The organism is Pseudomonas alkylphenolica (assembly GCF_000746525.1).
GTDB lineage: Bacteria > Pseudomonadota > Gammaproteobacteria > Pseudomonadales > Pseudomonadaceae > Aquipseudomonas > Aquipseudomonas alkylphenolica.
In genome coordinates, this window is the sequence record NZ_CP009048.1 from 2,216,591 (window position 1) to 2,234,123 (window position 17,533).

General features: G+C 62.6%; 17 protein-coding genes. 5 read left to right on the forward strand and 12 right to left on the reverse strand.

All coding sequences use genetic code 11. The annotated features are described in order from the left end of the window. Positions 1-55 precede the first annotated feature (55 nt). From PSAKL28_RS10315 to PSAKL28_RS10335, 5 genes are all read right to left on the reverse strand, one after another. Positions 56-1,747, reverse strand: a complete 1,692-nt coding sequence (locus PSAKL28_RS10315; RefSeq protein ID WP_038609750.1) for a diguanylate cyclase — start codon at positions 1,745-1,747, stop codon at positions 56-58. A 115-nt stretch (positions 1,748-1,862) separates the two neighbouring features. Next, positions 1,863-3,431, reverse strand: a complete 1,569-nt coding sequence (locus PSAKL28_RS10320) for an FAD-binding oxidoreductase (protein WP_038609753.1) — start codon at positions 3,429-3,431, stop codon at positions 1,863-1,865. A gap of 11 nt (positions 3,432-3,442) precedes the next feature. Further along, positions 3,443-4,132: a hypothetical protein gene (locus PSAKL28_RS10325; RefSeq protein WP_038616450.1), complete on the reverse strand. Its 690-nt coding sequence runs from the start codon at positions 4,130-4,132 to the stop codon at positions 3,443-3,445. 13 nt (positions 4,133-4,145) lie between these two features. Further along, entirely contained in the window at positions 4,146-4,481 is a 336-nt protein-coding gene (locus PSAKL28_RS10330; protein ID WP_038609757.1) for a c-type cytochrome, read from the reverse strand. A gap of 37 nt (positions 4,482-4,518) precedes the next feature. Beyond that, positions 4,519-5,994 carry an aldehyde dehydrogenase family protein gene (locus PSAKL28_RS10335; protein WP_038609760.1) on the reverse strand — a complete coding sequence of 492 codons (1,476 nt, stop codon included), beginning with the start codon at positions 5,992-5,994 and terminating at the stop codon, positions 4,519-4,521. Positions 5,995-6,325: 331 nt separating this feature from the next. On the opposite strand from PSAKL28_RS10335, the gene PSAKL28_RS10340 reads away from it, so the two are divergent. Continuing rightward, positions 6,326-8,164 (forward strand): sigma-54-dependent Fis family transcriptional regulator, encoded by a 1,839-nt coding sequence (locus PSAKL28_RS10340; protein ID WP_038609762.1) that lies wholly within the window; start codon positions 6,326-6,328, stop codon positions 8,162-8,164. 16 nt (positions 8,165-8,180) lie between these two features. Here the strand turns inward: PSAKL28_RS10340 and PSAKL28_RS10345 are convergent, their stop codons facing one another. Together PSAKL28_RS10345 and PSAKL28_RS10350 are read right to left on the reverse strand one after the other, a co-directional pair. After that, entirely contained in the window at positions 8,181-9,104 is a 924-nt protein-coding gene (locus PSAKL28_RS10345; RefSeq protein WP_051939265.1) for a SphA family protein, read from the reverse strand. Between the two features lie 275 nt (positions 9,105-9,379). Continuing rightward, positions 9,380-10,258 carry a helix-turn-helix domain-containing protein gene (locus PSAKL28_RS10350; RefSeq protein WP_038609764.1) on the reverse strand — a complete coding sequence of 293 codons (879 nt, stop codon included), beginning with the start codon at positions 10,256-10,258 and terminating at the stop codon, positions 9,380-9,382. 166 nt (positions 10,259-10,424) lie between these two features. On the opposite strand from PSAKL28_RS10350, the gene pobA reads away from it, so the two are divergent. Next, complete coding sequence (pobA, locus tag PSAKL28_RS10355) at positions 10,425-11,612, forward strand: 4-hydroxybenzoate 3-monooxygenase (RefSeq protein ID WP_038609766.1); 1,188 nt, start codon at positions 10,425-10,427, stop codon at positions 11,610-11,612. Between the two features lie 17 nt (positions 11,613-11,629). Further along, complete coding sequence (gene tatA, locus PSAKL28_RS10360; protein ID WP_038609769.1) at positions 11,630-11,806, forward strand: twin-arginine translocase TatA/TatE family subunit; 177 nt, start codon at positions 11,630-11,632, stop codon at positions 11,804-11,806. 3 nt (positions 11,807-11,809) lie between these two features. Here the strand turns inward: tatA and PSAKL28_RS10365 are convergent, their stop codons facing one another. Further along, the gene (locus tag PSAKL28_RS10365; RefSeq protein WP_051939268.1) at positions 11,810-12,523 is read right to left on the reverse strand and encodes an ankyrin repeat domain-containing protein; all 714 of its coding nucleotides are present in this window, start codon (positions 12,521-12,523) and stop codon (positions 11,810-11,812) included. Positions 12,524-12,601: 78 nt separating this feature from the next. Here PSAKL28_RS10365 and PSAKL28_RS10370 point away from each other — a divergent pair, with 78 nt between their 5' ends. Beyond that, on the forward strand, positions 12,602-13,483 hold the full coding sequence (locus PSAKL28_RS10370; RefSeq protein WP_038609771.1) for a LysR substrate-binding domain-containing protein: 882 nt from the start codon (positions 12,602-12,604) through the stop codon (positions 13,481-13,483). On the opposite strand, the gene PSAKL28_RS10375 is transcribed toward PSAKL28_RS10370, so the two are convergent. The 3 genes from PSAKL28_RS10375 to PSAKL28_RS10385 all read right to left on the reverse strand — a co-directional run bounded on the left by PSAKL28_RS10375 (position 13,484) and on the right by PSAKL28_RS10385 (position 16,303). Next, entirely contained in the window at positions 13,484-14,119 is a 636-nt protein-coding gene (locus PSAKL28_RS10375; RefSeq protein WP_038609774.1) for an START domain-containing protein, read from the reverse strand. Between the two features lie 183 nt (positions 14,120-14,302). Continuing rightward, positions 14,303-15,139: a bifunctional allantoicase/(S)-ureidoglycine aminohydrolase gene (locus PSAKL28_RS10380; RefSeq protein WP_028944847.1), complete on the reverse strand. Its 837-nt coding sequence runs from the start codon at positions 15,137-15,139 to the stop codon at positions 14,303-14,305. Between the two features lie 183 nt (positions 15,140-15,322). After that, positions 15,323-16,303 (reverse strand): aliphatic sulfonate ABC transporter substrate-binding protein, encoded by a 981-nt coding sequence (locus tag PSAKL28_RS10385; RefSeq protein ID WP_038609778.1) that lies wholly within the window; start codon positions 16,301-16,303, stop codon positions 15,323-15,325. Positions 16,304-16,517: 214 nt separating this feature from the next. Here PSAKL28_RS10385 and PSAKL28_RS10390 point away from each other — a divergent pair, with 214 nt between their 5' ends. After that, the gene (locus PSAKL28_RS10390; protein WP_038609780.1) at positions 16,518-16,979 is read left to right on the forward strand and encodes a hypothetical protein; all 462 of its coding nucleotides are present in this window, start codon (positions 16,518-16,520) and stop codon (positions 16,977-16,979) included. A gap of 50 nt (positions 16,980-17,029) precedes the next feature. Here the strand turns inward: PSAKL28_RS10390 and PSAKL28_RS10395 are convergent, their stop codons facing one another. Further along, a complete protein-coding gene (locus PSAKL28_RS10395; protein WP_051939269.1) occupies positions 17,030-17,530 on the reverse strand; it encodes an Lrp/AsnC family transcriptional regulator in 501 nt (166 codons plus the stop codon). Positions 17,531-17,533 lie beyond the last annotated feature (3 nt).

Consider the following 17,533-nt stretch of genomic DNA (forward strand, 5'->3'; position numbering starts at 1 on the left):
GCGATGCGATATGACTGACACACCGCAATCGCGGGGCAAGCCCGCTCCCACCGGTTCAATCGCTACTGACCACCTGATTGCGGCCAGCCTTTTTCGCTGCATACAAGCGCCGGTCAGCAGTGGCCACCAGGTCTTCCAGGCCCTGGCAGCCATCGACGCGCAGTTCCGCCACGCCGATCGATACGGTCAGGCGAATTTCCAGCGACGGTGCGCCGGCCAGCAGGGTGCCGGCTTCGGGTACGCACACCGACTGCACGCTGGCGGCGCGCAGCTGTTCGGCCATCTGGGTGGCCTGGGCCAGTGAAGTATCAGGCAGCAGCACGCAGAACTCTTCACCGCCATAACGCACCACCAGATCCTGCGGCCGCACCAGCGCCCGGCACAGGGTGGCCAGGTGTTTGATCACCTCATCACCGGCGCTGTGGCCCCAGTTGTCGTTGATGTGTTTGAAGCGGTCGATGTCGAGCATCCACAAGGCCAGCGGCTGATTCTCGCGCAGGCGCTGGAGCAAGCCGCCGAAGTCCGATTGCAGGCGTCGGCGGTTGGCCAGTTGGGTCAGACCGTCGACCAGGCCCATCTCGCGCAGTTGCCGGTTCAGGCGCAACTGGCCTTTGAACAGGCGATCGACGATGTACAGGGTCAGGGCCATCAACAAGCCCAGCAATGCCCAGACGCCAAGGAACAGAATATCGATCTGCGCGTGGACCGCCGCCCGCAGGTCGGCGGCGCTGATGTAATTGGTCAGCATCAGGTCGATGCTTTGCAGCTCACGGAATTGCAGGTAACCATCGTCAAGTTTCAGCGTGCCGTGGTCACGCTGGAACAGCATCGGGATCGACAGGCGTATGCTCGAGGCCGGCAAGCTGCGCAGCCAGTTGCCCGGCAGCGATTTGAACATCTGCTCACTGGAGGCGACCAGGCTGCCCTCGTCATCGATCAGCGCATGCTGCTCATCGCTTGCGGTGGTCTGGTAGAGGTAGTTCTGCAGCTTGGTCTGCGGCACGTCGTAGATCAGCGCACCGCGCATCACCGCATTGAGGTACACCGGGGTGCTCAGCAGTACGTGCGGCATGCTGCCCAGATTGCTGCCGGGCGGCGGATAGAAGGCGATGTCGAGGTCTTCGGCATTGGCGCGGTTCAAGTGCATCAAAAGCGAGCTGGTGAATTTGCGCAGGATCGGCTCCAGCTGCTCGTCCCTGACTGCCGGGTAGGCGATGACGATGCCGGAGGTGGTCAGGAACAGGATGCGTGACAGATTGCTCTCACCTCGAAACTGCGCGGGCAACACCTGGCTCATCGCGTGTGCCAGGTGCAGGTCTTCTATCAATTGCTGGGGCTCGCGGCTCAAGCCCGGAATGTTCGCTAGCTGGGCATCGCCTATGGCCCGAACCGGTGCATCGGACTTTGGCACTGGCAGCTCCCAGAGCGGCTGCTGGCTGTTGCGCATCGCTGCGGCAATGGCCTCGTTACGGCGCATGGCGGGTTGAATGTGGGCTTCGATCAGCAGCCGTTCGGCGATATTGCGCATGAACTGCAGCTGGCTCTTGCCGTTGCTCACCACGGCCTCGATGGCCAGCGCCTGCAGGTGCAGATTGTGCTCGCGCTCTTGCAGTTCGCGTTGCAGCAGCTGGTAATACTGACGACCGGCGAGTACCAGGCTGATGGCGAAAGCGGCGAGAAAACACAGGATCACCGTGCGTCGCGGGTGTGCGCAAGCCAAAGGCAGAAATCGTCGGGGTTGCGGCATCAAGGCTTTCCACTGGAAATTGAGCCGTGATTATAGATGTTGCCAACAGCGTCGCAGTTGCCGGTAAACCAAAGCGGCCCGCCAGGTGCGTCCTGGCGGGGGCTTGCTCGATGGTTTAGAACGGATTGTTCAGGTCGATGCCGGACTTGCCCGGGGCGAGGATGTTGTTCGGGTCGAGGGCGCGTTTGAGCGCGTGCTCGAGTTTGCGTTTGACCGGCCCGTAGCTTTGCGCAACACGTTCCTGGAACGCGGTATTGACCCGGTAAACGGCGTAACCGTGCTGTTCGAAGACATCCAGCAGTTCGGCGAAGCAGGCGTTGGCGCGCTGGGTTTCCTCGGGGTTGGTGCGGTCGTACAGCACGTCGATGACATGGTGCATGTCGCGCCAGCCGACGATGAATTCACCGACATAGTCCAGGCCGTGTTTGTTGAGGATCTTTTTCGCCAGTGCCTGCTGTTTGTCGCACTCGCTGCCGCGTGCCTGACTGACCGGCGCGAACCACATCGAGCCGCCACCGCCACGCCAGTTGTACAGGCCGAACTCCTGCAGGTTGGGCACCCCGGACATCAGCTGCGCGCGGTACTTGAACGGCTGTGTGTCGCCGGCCTCGTCCTCGGTGACGATACGGCCCTTGCCCAGTTGCTTGAGGGCGCCGGTGACGATCTTCCAGTTCACATCGACCTGTTCCTGGGTGCCGTAGAGGGCGGCGTAGACGTTCCAGGCGCCGAGGTTCTTGTCTTTCTGGATCTGCTTGAGAATGGCGTCGGAAGTGGCGCCGGGCTCGGTGGTGTAGTCGCTGCGCCGGGTGTTGCAGGTCGAGGCTTCCCACAGCACGCCAGCGATCACTACCGAGTTGGGGATGACCTGGGCGATGCGCAACGGGCGGATGAATTCGACGATCTCGGCGATGTCCGATTCATTCTCGAACTTGATTTCAAACGGCTTGAACACTGGTGGCTTGGGCATCAGCCAGAAACCCATCTTGGTGCAGATGCCGTAGTTGGCCTGGGTGAACATGCCATCGAGGGTAGGGCCGTAACCCCACTTGAACACCTGCCAGGCGTTGTCGCCTTTGACCCCGCCCATGCCGGTGCGATAGACGTCGCCATTGGCCAGTACCACTTCCATGCCGCATTGCATCAGGAAGTGTTCGCCATAGGGGGTGTAGCCGACGCCGCGGTCCATGGTGTTGCCCAACGGCCCGGCAATTGCCGAAGGCGCGGAAAACGACAGCATCAGCGGCAGCTTGTGCTCCTGGATGTAGTCGTAGAGCTGCTGGTAGGTCACCCCGGGTTCGACCAGGGCGGTACACAGCTCAGGGTCGACGTGAAGGATCTTGTTCATTTTCTTCAGGTCGAGGATCACCTGGCCGCGCTGGCCGGGAGCCGCCGAGCCATAACCGAAGTTACGGCCGGTGGAGATGGTCCAGACCGGAATCTTGAACTGGTTGCAGATCTTCACCACGCCCTGCACCTGTTCCACCGTGGTGGCGGTGACGGCAGCGGCGGGCGCGTGTTCGGCGTTGTCCACGGCCATCATGATCTTGTTGTAGGGGATCAGCTGATCGTCCTTGACCAGGACGTTGTCGTCGCCCAGCAGGGCGCGGAACTGCGCCAGGGCTTGCTCGAAACGGGCGGCATCGACGCCGCGGGGCAGCAGGGTATTGGCGGTTGCTTGGCTCATGTGGGAATCCTTCAGACTGCGATCGAGAACGACACATAGGTGCCGGTCAGTGCCGAGGGGCGGCTGGCAAGCAGCGGCGCCTGGCCGGTGTCGGTGCTGCCGAGTACGGCCAGGGCATAACCGAGGGTGGCCGCCCATTGGTCGCCGGCCACGCCGCGCTTGGTGCTGGCCAGTTGCAAGGTCGGCGCCGGGCTGTGCAGGCGCTGCTCGTGCAGGCTGAAACCCTGGCCGCAGGCGTGCAGTTGCTGGCCCAGCTGCAAGGCGCAACCGTGGGCGGCCTGGGCGCTGAGCAGGCGGTGGCGTGATTGCCCGGCATGGGTGCTGTGCTGGCCCAGCCACTGCACGCGTGCGCCTGCGCTACGCGCCAGGTCGACGATCAACGTGGCGCTGGCATCGTCGAGCAGGCCGATCAGGCGCTGCGCTTGGCCGCTGGCAAGGTGCTGCTGCAGCTCAAGCATGAGCGCCAGCTCCAGGCCTGCGGGTATCACCTGCAGCTGCGGGGCGGCCGGGCTTGCCTGCAGGCCCTGGACAAAGGCCGAGCGGGCGACCTCGGCACTGACCAGCGCCAGGCTCGCGGCCTGGGCGTGAGCAGGACGGCCCAGCACGCTGTTGGCCAGGCTCAGGCTGGAACTGCTCAGGGCAACACCGGCCAGGCCGCCAATGGCCATGCCCTTGAGCAGCGAACGACGTTCGACATTCATCATCACAGCACCCTCAAGGCTTGGCCGCTGGCGCGGGGGATTTGGAGAGGTAGTCGCCGACCTGTTGCAGGGCGTTGTCGTCGATGAACGAAGCGGGGAAGGCAGGCATGGCACGAAACCCGTTGCGCACGATGGCGCTGATGTAGGCTGCGGGCAGCTGCCGGCCTTTGAGCTGCGGGCCGACCTGGCCTTCATGGCAGTGGCCGCAGACTTTCGCATAAACATTCTCGCCGCCTTTCCACACCCCGTCGCCATCGGCGGAGGCAGTGCCGGCGAGCAGGATCAAGGGCAGGGCAAGGCAGGTGGTGACGGTCCGTCGCACAGCCTGGCGGTTGGGCAGTAGGGACATTGCGGACTCCTTATTGTTATGGGGGTAGGTCAGGCAATCAGAACGGGTATTGGCGCGGCTGGTGCTGCACGGTGATCCAGTGGTCGGTGGTGAACTCTTCGATCGCCCAGTCACCGTTGAAACGCCCCAGCCCGGAGTTTTTCTCGCCGCCGAAGGGGGCGTTGGGCTCGTCGTTGACCGGGATGTCGTTGATGTGGCTCATGCCGGCGTGCAGGCGTTGGGCGAACTGCACCGCACGTTCCAGGCTGGCGCTGAACACCGCGCTGGACAGCCCGTATTCGCTGCGGTTGGCCAGCTCCAGGGCATGTTCGGCATCGCGTGCAGCCTGGATACCCACCAGCGGGCCGAAGATCTCGTCGTGGGCGATGTTCATCTCGGCACTGACGTTGCCGAACACATGCGGCGGCAGCACATTGCCCTGGGCCTGGCCACCGAGCAGCAGCCGGGCACCTTCGGCCTGGGCGGTGGCAATCTTGTCTTGCAGGCCTTCCAGCTGCCGGGCGTTGATCACCGGGCCGATCACCGTGCCGGGCAGGTTCGGGTCGCCGCAGGGCAGGGCCTTGACCCGCTCGACAAAGCGTTGGGTGAACGCCTCGAGCAGTGGCTGCTCGACGATGATGCGGTTGACCGCCATGCAGATCTGGCCCTGGTGCAGGAACTTGCCCACCACCGCAGCGTGGACGGCCTGTTCCAGGTCGGCATCGGCGAGGACCACGAACGGGCTGTTGCCACCCAGTTCCAGTGCCAGGTGCTTGAGGTGCTCGCCACCGCTGGCGATACGGCCGATGTTGCGCCCGACCTGGGTCGAGCCGGTAAACGAGATGAACGCGGGCACCGGGTGCTCGACAAAGGCGTCACCGATCTCGGCACCGGCACCCACCACCACGCTCAGCGCCCCGGCTGGCAAGCCGGCTTCTTCGAAGATGCGCGCCAGCAGCAGGCCGCCGCTGACCGGGGTGTCGCTGGCCGGCTTGACCACCACGGTATTGCCCAGGGCCAAGGCCGGTGCCAGGGAACGGGCGGTCAGGTGCAGGGGGAAGTTCCACGGGCTGATCACTCCGATCACCCCCAGTGGTTTGCGGTACACCCGGCTTTCCTTGCCGGGAATGTTGGAGCTGACAATGCGCCCGTGGACGCGGCTGGGCAGGCTTGCCGACTCCAGGGTAATGGCGCGGGCGGCGCCCCATTCGATCTGGGCCTTGATCCGGGTGCTGCCGGACTCGCGGATGATCCAGTCGATGATTTCCTCACGACGCTCATCGAAGATGCGCACGGCCTGGAGCATCACCTGGCTGCGCGCGGCGGGGGACTGTGCGGCCCAGTCAGGCTGGACCTGGCGGGCGCTGCGGTACGCCGCATCGAGGTCGTCGCGGTTGGCCATGGGAATCTGCAGCAGGGTCTGCTGGTTGAACGGGTCGACTACCGTCAGCGCGCGCTCGGCGCTGCCAGCACGCCAGTGTCCGGCCAGCGGCTGCAGGTGAAGGTTCTGGTAGGCAGGGCGGGTAGGGGTCATCGGTTTCTCTCTTATTGTGTCGAAAAGGTTTCGATGAACAGCCCATAGCTACTATCGTGCCATGTCGTTTTAATGGATAAAAATCCATATAAAACAAATAGTTATTATGTTTGTGTGTGAGGGCTTGGAAAGCGCTGGCAGCAGCAGGTGCGAAAATTTATGCAGAGAAGTCGCCGAATGCAGAAAGCTCGACGCGCGTGCCGCCAAGGAAAAATCCGGGCGGTAATCGGTCATTTGCGCGCCTGGACGTTACCCTTGGCCTGTTGGCTGATTGACCGGGACGAAGTGGGGGGCATACTGCAAGCCTTACCTTCTGCCTTTGGTATTGCCTATGACTACTACAACACCTGGCAAGCCTGGCCGTACCGTCGATGAAGCGTTTTTCCGACAGGTACTGGGCCGCCACAAAAGCCTGATCGTCGACCGCACCAACCAGTTCGGCGCCAGTGGCCTGCCTTCGGCCGAACAGCTGGCGCAGTCTGTGGCGTTCGCGCCGCAGGACGGCAGTATCTGGCTGTGTGGCCAGCGCATGATGCTGCTGCAAGGCTCGGCCTTCGGCGCCATTCGCCGTGAACTGATCGAGGCCCTGGGCCTGGACAAGGCCCGCGGCCTGCTCACCCGTATTGGCTGGCAGGCGGGGGCGCGCGATGCCGCCCAGGTCAGCGAGCAGTGGCCCGAAGGCGATCACGCCAGCCTCTACAGTGCCGGCCCGCGCCTGCACATGCTCGAAGGCATGGTTAATGTCGAAGTCGTGCGCTTTGAAATCGATTCGGGCATCGGCCACTTCTATTCCGAGTTTCTCTGGCACAACTCCCTGGAGGTCGATGAGCACATCGCCGCCTACGGCCTGGGCGGAGAGCCGGCGTGCTGGATGGAGATCGGCTATGCCAGCGGCTACGCCTCGTCACTGCTCGGGCGCCTGGTGGTGTTTCGCGAGCTGCAGTGCCGGGCCATGGGCCATCCGGCGTGCCGCATCGTCGGCAAACCGGCTGAGCAGTGGGAAGACATCGATGTCGACCTGGCTTATCTGGACCCTGGCGACTTTCTCAGCCGCAGCACTTATACCTCGGCAGTCGACACCCGGGTCGCCGAGCTCGACGTGCCAGCCGACGGCAAGCAACTGGTGGGTATCTCCGCCAGCTTCGTCGCCGCCAGCCAGTTGTTGCAGCGCGTGGCGCCGACCCAGGCCACGGTGCTGTTGACCGGTGAATCCGGGGTGGGCAAGGAACTGTTCGCCCATACCCTGCACCAGGCCAGCCGACGTCAGCACACACCGATGGTGGCGCTGAATTGCGCAACCCTGCCGGAAAACCTGGTCGAGGCCGAGCTCTTCGGTGTCGAACGCGGCGCCTTCACCGGTGCCGAACGTTCGAGGCCCGGGCGTTTCGAGCGAGCCAATGGTGGCACGCTGTTCCTCGACGAGATCGGCACCTTGAGCCTGCATGCCCAGAGCAAGATTCTGCGCGCCTTGCAGGAGGGCGAGATCGAGCGGGTTGGCGGCACATCGTCGATCCAGGTCGATGTGCGGGTGATTGCCGCGACCAATCTCGACCTGCGCAAGGAGGTTGAAGCGGGGCGTTTTCGTGAGGACCTGTTCTATCGCTTGAACGTCTTCCCCATTCACTTGCCCCCGCTGCGCGAGCGGCGCGAAGACATTCCGTTGCTGATGAGCTATTTCCTGCGGCGCTTCAGCCAACGCCACGGCCGGCAGTTGGCGGGCTTCAGCATGCGTCTGGTCAATGCGCTGTTGACCTATCGTTTCCCCGGCAATATTCGCGAGCTGCAGAACCTGGTGGAGCGCGGGGTGATTGCCGCCAGCGATGGTGAGGTAATTGATGTGGTGCACCTGGCCGAGGCCGGCGCGCCGTTGATTGACTCGGCCATCGGCCTGACCGCCGAGGGGCGCCTGGCCCTGGATAGCGCTGCACCTCGGGCCACCGTCAGGGACACTGAAACAGAGCAAGGCCAGAGCGCAACTGAAGCCCCGGAACTCGCCAGCCTGCAGGCCTTCTTCGCCGGCCAGGAGCGGGTGCTGGGCACCTCGCTGGAGGAAATCGAGCGACGCCTGGTGCGTCTGGCGCTGGACCGCTCGGGCGGCAACGTGACAGCGGCGGCACAGATGCTCGGTATGAGCCGGGCCCAGGTCAGCTACCGGCTCAAGGGCAGCTGACCCGGATGGCTGAGGGTTAAAGCGGCGTGGTGAACTTGAACCAGTAAGTCTGGCCCTCGGCGCGGTTGCGTACGCCGGATTCGTCCTGCCATTTGGCGCTGAACATCCAGCCTTGCTTGCTGCTGTATTGCACGGCGGGGCCGATCGAGAACGAGCGCCCGCGGTTGCCGTCACTGGCCTCGACCAGGGCGGCGGCTGCGCAATCGCCGGCGCTGCACTTGTCGTCGCTGACCTGCTGGTAGGCATGCCCGCCAACCCCCAGTACCCAACCGTTGCCCAGGCCCCAGCCGAGGGTGTAATCGGCGTGCAGCTCGCGGCCCGACTGATAGTCGGTGGCCTTGTTCTCGAAGTTGTAGTCGTACATCAGGCGCACATCGGCATTCAGTCCGGCGGGGTCGAGGTAGGTCATCGCCAGCACGCCTTGCACCGTGTAGTAGTTGTTGCCGAGGTTGATCAGATCATCCTTGTCGTACTCGCTGGCCGTGGGCAGGACGAAGTCGACGCCGGTGGCGATGTGCAGCTTGTCACTGGGGTGAAAGCCGATCACCGGCCCCAGATGGGCGTCACCGATGCCGCGCTTGTGGTCGTGCGGGCCGCCCTTGACGTTCAGGCGCATGTCATTGAGCGGCAGCAGGGCGTGAAAGCCCAGGTCGCCGCCAAACACTTTCTGTTCCGTAACCCAGACGAAACGCGGTACCAGCGTGGTAACACGCAGGTCGATATCGGCGGCCTTGTCACCGCTATTGTCGCGCAGGCTGTCGGCCAGGTAGTTGCCGACGAACAACTGGCCGTAGGTGCCCGGTGGCGGCAGGATACCCATGCCATAGAGCTCGATGCCCATGGGCCAGGAGGAGATGCCGCCTTCGGTGGCCTGGGCCTGCCAGGTGGAGGTGGCCAGCAGCAGGCTGGCGGCGAGGTGCAGCGGGGCGCGTTTGAACATGAGAGGGTCAACCTTATTGTTATGGGTGCGGCGCCGTGCAGCGCCTGCACGGGCCCTCTCAAGTTTTGTGCCAGATTTATATTCTTTATATATCAATTACTTACTGATTTTGTCCGGCTGTGTACGTGCTGTGTTGTTAGTGTTTGTTAAGAAATTTCAGCAGGTTGTAGAAAAGTTGGGAGCGCTTTGGCCCCTCCTCGGTGGGAGCGGGCTTGCCCCGCGAAGCGATGTGGCTGACAGATCGCAATCGCGGGGCAAGCCCGCTCCCACAGCAATCACGACACCCCGGCCTGGCGAAAGGCATTCGGCGTCTGCCCGCAGAGACGACGGAAAAAGCGCGAAAAGTAGGTCGGGTCACTGAAGCCCAGACTGTCCGACAGCTGGCTGATGCTCATGTTGGTGTAGATCAGGTTGCGCCGGGCTTCGAGCAGCAAGCGCTGGTGAATGATCTGCAGTGCGGTCTGTCCGGCGAGTTCGCGGCAGAGGTTGTTCAGGTGCACGCTGGAAACACCCAGGCGATGCGCGAACAACTCGACCGACAGGTGTTCGCGGTAGTGCTGTTCGACCAGCTTGATAAAGCGCGCAAGCAATTGCTGGTTACGCTCGTCACGGTTGCTCGACAGGGTGTTCTGCTGGCTGCGGCGGCTGATCCAGACCATCAGTGAAGTAACCAGCGAATGCAGCAGCAGCTCGCGTGCCGGGGCGCTGCCTTCGTATTCCTGGTGCAACACCCTGATCAGGGTGTGCAAGGCGCGGCGGTCTGCGCCCAGCCGATAACAGCCCGTCGAGGCCAGCACCGTGAGCGGTGCACCTAGCTGCGCTTCCAGTTGCGCCACCAGTGGTGCGCCGAGGGTCAGCACGTAGCCATCGATGTCTTCGGAAAACTGAAAGCCGTGGACGGTCATCGGCGGGATCACCTGTATCGCCGCTTCGCGCACTGTGTTGCGCCGCCCTTCAAGCTCGATCACGGCCTGGCCGCGGCGCACATACAACAGCTGAAACAGGTCGGCATGGCGATGCGCTTTGATCTCCCAGTGGTGCAGGCTGCTGCGTTTGGGGATCGATTCGCAGTGCAGCAGGTCGGGCGTCGGCCAGGCCTGGCTTTCGCCATACAGCTTGAACACGGGGATTCTGGGGAGGCTGGATCTTGTCATTGTGGGCCTGTCCGATAATCGAACTGTATTTGTAAAAGTGCAATTCGCAGGAGGAATATCACCTTTTTATCCGGTTTTTGTCAGCAAAAATGCAGGGGCACACAACAACAATAGCTTCCAGGCGCTCGCGTCCCCAAGCCTGGAGCCCCAAAGCGAGACAAGAATAATGAGAACTCAGGTAGCCATTATCGGTGCCGGCCCTTCGGGCCTTCTGCTGGGCCAACTGCTGCACAAGGCTGGCATCGACACGGTGATCGTCGAACGCCAGACCCCGGAGTACGTACTCGGGCGCATTCGTGCCGGCGTGCTCGAGCAAGGCACCGTCGACCTGCTGCGCGAAGCCGGTGTGTCCGAGCGCATGGACGCTGAAGGCCTGGTGCACGATGGCGTCGAACTGTTGGTGGGCGGCAAACGCATTCGCGTCGACCTCAAGAAGCTGACCGGTGGCAAGACGGTGATGGTCTACGGCCAGACCGAAGTCACCCGCGACCTGATGCATGCGCGCACGCTCAGCGGCGCGCCGATCATCTATGCGGCCGACAATGTGCAACCGCACGAGATGAAAGGCGAGCAACCCTACGTCACCTACGAGAAAGACGGCCAGACCCATCGCATCGATTGCGATTACATCGCCGGTTGCGACGGCTTCCACGGGGTGGCGCGCAAGAGCATTCCCGAAGCCGTGCTGACTCACTATGAGCGCGTCTATCCTTTCGGCTGGCTGGGACTGTTGTCCGACACCCCGCCAGTCAACCATGAACTGATCTACGCCCATCACGACCGCGGCTTTGTGCTGTGCAGCCAGCGCTCGTTGACCCGCAGTCGTTATTACCTGCAAGTGCCGCTGACCGATCACGTTGATGACTGGTCGGACGAACGCTTCTGGAACGAGCTCAAGGCGCGCTTGCCCGAGGAAGTTGGTGAACGCCTGGTCACCGGACCCGCACTGGAAAAAAGCATCGCGCCGCTGCGCAGCTACGTGGTCGAACCGATGCAGTACGGCAAGCTGTTCCTGGTCGGCGATGCCGCCCACATCGTTCCGCCTACCGGCGCCAAGGGCTTGAACCTGGCGGCTTCGGATGTCTGCTATCTGTATCGGATCCTGGTCAAGGTCTATCGCGAAGGCCGTACCGACCTGCTTGATAGCTACTCTGAACTGGCCTTGCGCCGGGTCTGGAAAGGTGAGCGCTTCAGCTGGTTCATGACCAACCTGCTGCACGATTTCGGCGAGCACAAGGACGCCTGGGATCAGAAGATGCAGCAGGCTGACCGTGAGTACTTCTTCAACTCGCACGCCGGCCTGGTCAACATTGCCGAGAACTACGTGGGCCTGCCGTTCGAAGACATCGAATAAGCGAAGGAGGGTGGAGCATGGGTGTGTTCGACTGGAAACACTGGGGAGTACTGCTGGTTGTGGTGGTACTGGTGTTCGGCAGCAAGCGGCTCAAGACGCTGGGCAGTGATCTGGGGGAGTCGATCAAGGGCTTTCGTCGTTCGGTGAACCAGGACGAAGAGCCAACGCCTCCTGCCAAGATCGATAAGGTATGAAGTTCATCGCGGGGCAAGCCCGCTCCCACCGGTGGGAGCGGGCTTGCCCCGCGATGCTGCCTCCAGAATCTTCACCATCGCCGTATAGCCACGCTTGCGTGCATGCGCCAACGGTGTCACACCATCCTTGTCGGCAATGTTCACATCGGCCCCGGCCTTGACCAGCATCTCGACAATCTCCACATGACGCGGTCCGCCGTCGCTGAGCACGATGGCTTCCATCAAGGCCGTCCAGTGCAGGCGATTGAGGTGATTCACGTCGACACCGGCGTCAATCAGGGTGCGCACGTTGTCGACATGACCACGCTCGGCCGCCGGAATCAGCGCCGTACCGCCATAGCGGTTGGTGCTCTTGAGGTCGGCGCCGTGCTCCAGGGTCAGGCGCAGGATCTGGTTGAAGCCACGCGCACCGGCATACAGGTATGGGCTGTCGTCGATGTTGTCCTTGGCGTTGACATCGGCCCCGGCCTCGATCAGCACCCGTGCCGCTTCGACCTGGTTGCGATGGGTCGCCAGCAACAGCGGCGTGCGCCCCAGCTTGTCGCGGGCTTCGCGGTTGGCGCCTTGTTCAAGCAGGCTGCGTACGCGCGCGGCGTCGCCATTGTCGGCGGCGTCACGCAACTGGCTTTCCAGCACGCCGCCTTCGGCACTGGCGGTGATTGAGGTCATCATGGCCAATAGGAATGCGAAAAAAACGTTGAGGTGTTCCAGGCGCATCCGCTGGTCTCCGTGGGTTGTCCCGTGAATGGGGGCATGATAGAAATCGTGCTCACCATTTAGAAGTTAAATATTTACATGGACATCAGTGTAAAACCGAATAGGTCGTTGTTCGATCTGGACCTGCTTCGGGCCATTGTCGTGGTGGCCGACTGCGGCAGCTTTACCACCGCTGCCGCACGTCTGCATTCCACCCAGTCGACCGTCAGCCAGAAAGTACGGCGCCTGGAAGACATGGTCGGCCACCGCCTGCTGGTGCGTGGCAATCGCGATGTATTGCCCACGGATGCTGGCCAGACATTACTCGGCTACGCCCGCCACATGCTGGCCCTCAATGACCAGATGCTCGAAGCCCTGGCCGGCGCCACCGTAGGCGTGACCGTGCGCCTGGGGGTACCGGAGGATTTTGTCGGTGGGCGCACCACCAATGCCTTGTCGGCGTTCAATCGCAAGTACCAGCAGGTCAAACTGGAGGTCACCAGCGGCCTGTGCCGTGACTTGAGCCAGAGCTACGACAACGGTGAACTCGACCTGGTACTGCTCAAGCAGCGGCGCAACAGCCGCGAAGGGGTGGCCTGCTGGCCGGAAGAGTTGCAATGGATCGACAGCGCCAGCACGCCCTCGATCGACCTCGACCCGATTCCACTGGTGACCTTTCCGCCGCGGGGGCTGTACCGCGACGACATGATCAACGCCATCGAAAGCATGGGCCGGCGCTGGCGCATCAGCTTCACCAGCTCGAGCCTCAGTGGTATCCAGGCCGCGGTGGCCGATGGCATGGGCATCAGCCTGCTGCCGCCGCGCGCGGCAACCCGCGAACATGCGGTGCTGGGTGAGCAGAACGGCCTGCCGGTGATCGACAGCTACGAAATCGTCATCGTTCATCGACCGACCGCCGATCCGATGGTCAAGGAGTTGGCGGGGGTGTTGGCGAGTCTGCTGCAAGCCCATGAGGTGTAGTCATTCTTCGGGTGTTTCCTGCTCGGGGCGCAGGCCTTGACGCTCCGCCACCGCCCGCAAGGTGCGCAGTGAAACCATGGGCGCATCGATGACGAACTCGTTGGCCAGCCACGAGGGAATGTCCCCGGCCGGCTCGGCCTCCAGTTGATAGGTCACTTCGGTGAGCTGCTCACCTTTGGGGATCAGGGTCCAGAGGCCCTTGAGCTGGCGGACGCGGATCAGTCCCGGTTGCCGTTCAACCTTGCCGGCAACGGCGCTGAGGTGGCGGATCAGCCCGCCATCGTCGCTGCGCTCAGTCTGCACCTTGATCACGATGTCGCGCGGGCTGGCCGGCCAGGGCAGTTCGGTGGTCAGGTACACCCAGGTACTGTCGCCTTCGACGTCCAGCAGGCGCATGCTGGCGCAGCCGTATAACCATTTGCACGCCACCCGCAGATTCTCTTGCAGGTCACTCAGGGTGCGCACATCGGCCTTGATCAGGGTCACGCCGCGAAAGCGCTGGTACTTCGAACCGGCCACATCATCCAGATACACCTGAATGCCGTCTTCGTCCTTGGCCAGCTGCCAGGCATCGGCGTGTGCGATGTTGCTTAGCAACATGAGCAGCAGCGCGCCGCAGAGGTATCCGGGCTTCATAAGACGGGCTCCATGGCCGACGTCAGGTCAAAAAAGAGCATAGGCCATGCAGGAGGGGGGTGGGCTTGCGGTGGGAGCGGGCTTGCCCCGCGATGCGATGTGGCTGACAGATAGCAATCGCGGGGCAAGCCCGCTCCCACAGCAAAAAAAAGCCCGCCAGTGACGGCGGGCTCTTTGTACATCTTAGCGCTGAGGGTTCAGCACCAGGTTCATATGACGGTTTACATCTTTGTACAGCAGGTAGCGGAACGGACCTGGGCCGCCGGAGTAGCAGGCTTGCGGGCAGAAGGCGCGCAGCCACATGAAGTCACCGGCCTCGACCTCGACCCAGTCCTGGTTCAGGCGGTACACCGCTTTACCTTCCAGCACGTACAGGCCGTGTTCCATGACGTGGGTTTCAGCGAACGGAATCACGCCGCCCGGCTGGAAGGTCACGATGTTGACGTGCATGTCGTGGCGCATGTCGGCCATGTCGACGAAGCGCGTGGTGACCCAGGCGCCGTCGGTGCCCGGCATCGGGATCGGCTCGATGTCCTTTTCGTTGGTGACGAAGGCTTCCGGCAGCGCCAGACCTTCTACCACCTGGTAGTGCTTGCGGATCCAGTGGAAGGTGACGTTCTTGCCGCTGGTGTTGCGCAGGCTCCAGTCGGCCGCCGGCGGAATGAAGGCGTAGCCGCCTTCTTTCAGGGTGTAAGGCTTGCCCTGCAGGGTGATGTCGACTTCGCCTTCGACGACGAACAGCACCGCTTCGGCGTTCTTGTCCAGCTCAGGGCGCTCGCTGCCGCCTTCTGGCGCCAGCTCCACGATGTATTGCGAGAAGGTTTCCGAGAAACCGGTCAGCGGACGGGCGATGACCCACATGCGCATCTTGTCCCAGAACGGCAGGTGGCTGGTGACGATGTCACGCATCACGCCCTTGGGGATCACGGCATAGGCTTCGGTAAACATGGCACGGTCTGTCAGCAGCTCGGTTTGAGCCGGGTGCCCACCGTGAGGGGCGTAGTAAGAAGATTTCGACATGGACAGTCTCGACTTGTTGTTGTGTCCCCGTGCCTGGCAGCGCCGGCCGGCGCTGCGTGGGGATGCATTGACACGATATAGACAAGCTCGTGCTATCCACAAATTAAATGTTGAAATACCCGGTATTTGATTAGTGAATGCCGACCGGGCTGATCCGCGAGTCGGCATTACCGGTCAGTCAGCTCAGGGCAACACCGAGACCGGGTACACCGCATCGGCCACCCGCAGGGCTTTGGGAATCAGGCCCAGGCCCTGGAAAGTGTCGGCCAGTTTCTGTTGTTCGGCGGTGATTTTGCTGTCGATCGGCACGGCATTGTAATTGCGCCGTTCACTGGCCACCTGCAGTACATCGGCGCCGATGCCCAGTTGCGGGGCGAGCAGGGCGGCCACTTCATCGGGTTTGTGGTTGGCCCAGGCGCTGACCTTGGCCAGTTCGCTGAAGAAGGTCTTGAGCAGGGCACGGTTGTTGTCGGCAAAGGCCGCGGACGACAGGTAGAAGGTGCGGTTGTTGGACAGTCCGCTGCCGTCACGCAGGTTTTTCAGCCCCGGTTGTTTTTCTGCGGCGGCCAGGAACGGGTCCCACAGGGTCACGGCCTGGACACTGCCCGACTGCAGCGCCGCCACCGCGTCGGCGGCGTTGTTGACGTAGGCCGGAGTGATGTCCTTGTAGCTCAGGCCGGCATCCTGCAGGGCCACGGCCAGCAGGTACTGGGCGTTCCAGCCGCGGCCGGTGGCCACGCGCTGACCCTTGAGGGCCTGGACGTTGGCAATCTTGTCCTGCTCACGGACCACCAGGCCGATGCCGCGCGGGTAAGGTTGCTCGGCGGCCAGATACACCACCGGCTTGCCCGCCGCCTGGGCGAACACCGACGGCGCATCGGCAGCGTGGCCCAGGTCGATAGCGCCGGTGCTCAATGCTTCCAGCAGTTGCGGGCCGGCGGAAAACTCGTACCAGCTGACGCTCACGCCTTGTGGCGCCAGGGCTTTTTCCAGGGCGCCGCTGCCTTTGAGGATGTTGATGCTGTTGAATTTCTGGTAGCCGATGCGCAGGGTTTTGCTGGGCTCGGCCACGGCGCTTTGGCCGGGTAGCAGCAATGCGGCGAAGGCGGCAATCAAGCCGCCAGTGAGCAAGCGGCGCAGGGGAGAATGGGGCTGTTGCGGCATGGGCGGACTCCAGAGACTCAAGGACGGTTGGTGTCCAAAAATATAAGCAGCCCGGTTAAGTGCTTCAATTTGTTTATTCTGTTTAGTTAGATTGTTTTGTTATTTTTATATCCTTTTGTTTTATTTGTTTCAGGTTTTTCTCATGCATGGACTGGCTCGGCGGCAACGGCCTACCATGCACGCTGCATTCTCTTACCAGCCATTGAGGTCACTTGTGAAATACGCCATAGCACTACTGTTGAGCCTGTCCCCGCTGCTGGCCCAGGCGGTCGAAGTCGGCGAGCGCCTGGCGCCCTGGACCCTGCTTGACCAGTACGACCAGGCCTACAGCCTCAACGACCAGACCCGCACCTTGCTGGTGGCGCGCAACATGGATGGCGCCAAGCTGGTCAAGGCGGCCCTGGCCGACCGTCCCAAGGGCTACCTGGAAGCCCGCCAGATCGTGTTCGTCGCGGACATCCAGCGCATGCCGGCGCTGATTTCCAAGCTCTTCGCCATCCCGGCAATGCGCGACTACAGCTACCGGGTGCTGCTGGACCGTGAGGGCAGTGTGGCTACACGCTATGCCGGTGCCGAAGACAAGGTGCTGTGGTTGCAGTTGGACAAGGGGCAGGTGGTCAGTCAGCGGGAGTTCGCCACGGCCGAAGAGTTGCGCCAGGCGCTAGAGCAGAACTGACTTCATCGCGGGGCAAGTCGAGTCGTCGCACCGCCGCTCCCACAGGTTGATCACTTATCCGGTGGGAGCGGGCTTGCCCCGCGATTACCCACAATCGGCACATGCAAGGTCGATTTCACCCGCTCCAGCACGACAATGGTGCGAAACCACTTCACGTTCGGGTTGTCATGAAACAGCCGTTGAGCGAGCGCCTGAAACTCGCTCATGCTCGCCACCGTCAGCACCAGCATGAAGTCGGCATCGCCGGTGACGTAGTAGCACTGCTGGATCTCGGGCCCGGAGAAGGCCTGTTTCATCAGCTCAAGGTCTGCCGACTGGGTGCGGTCGGCATGTACCTCGACCATCAAGGTAATTACCTGACCGACTTTTTCCGGATCGATCACTGCCGCGTTGGCCTGGATAAAGCCGGCTGTCTTCAGCCGCTGGATGCGCCGCTGCACGGAGGCTGACGACAGGTGTACCCGCTCGGCCAGTTCTCGCAGCGGCAGGCTGTTGTCCTGCTGCAGGACGTTGAGCAGGGCAAGGTCGAAATCATCCAGTGCAGGTTTCATGTG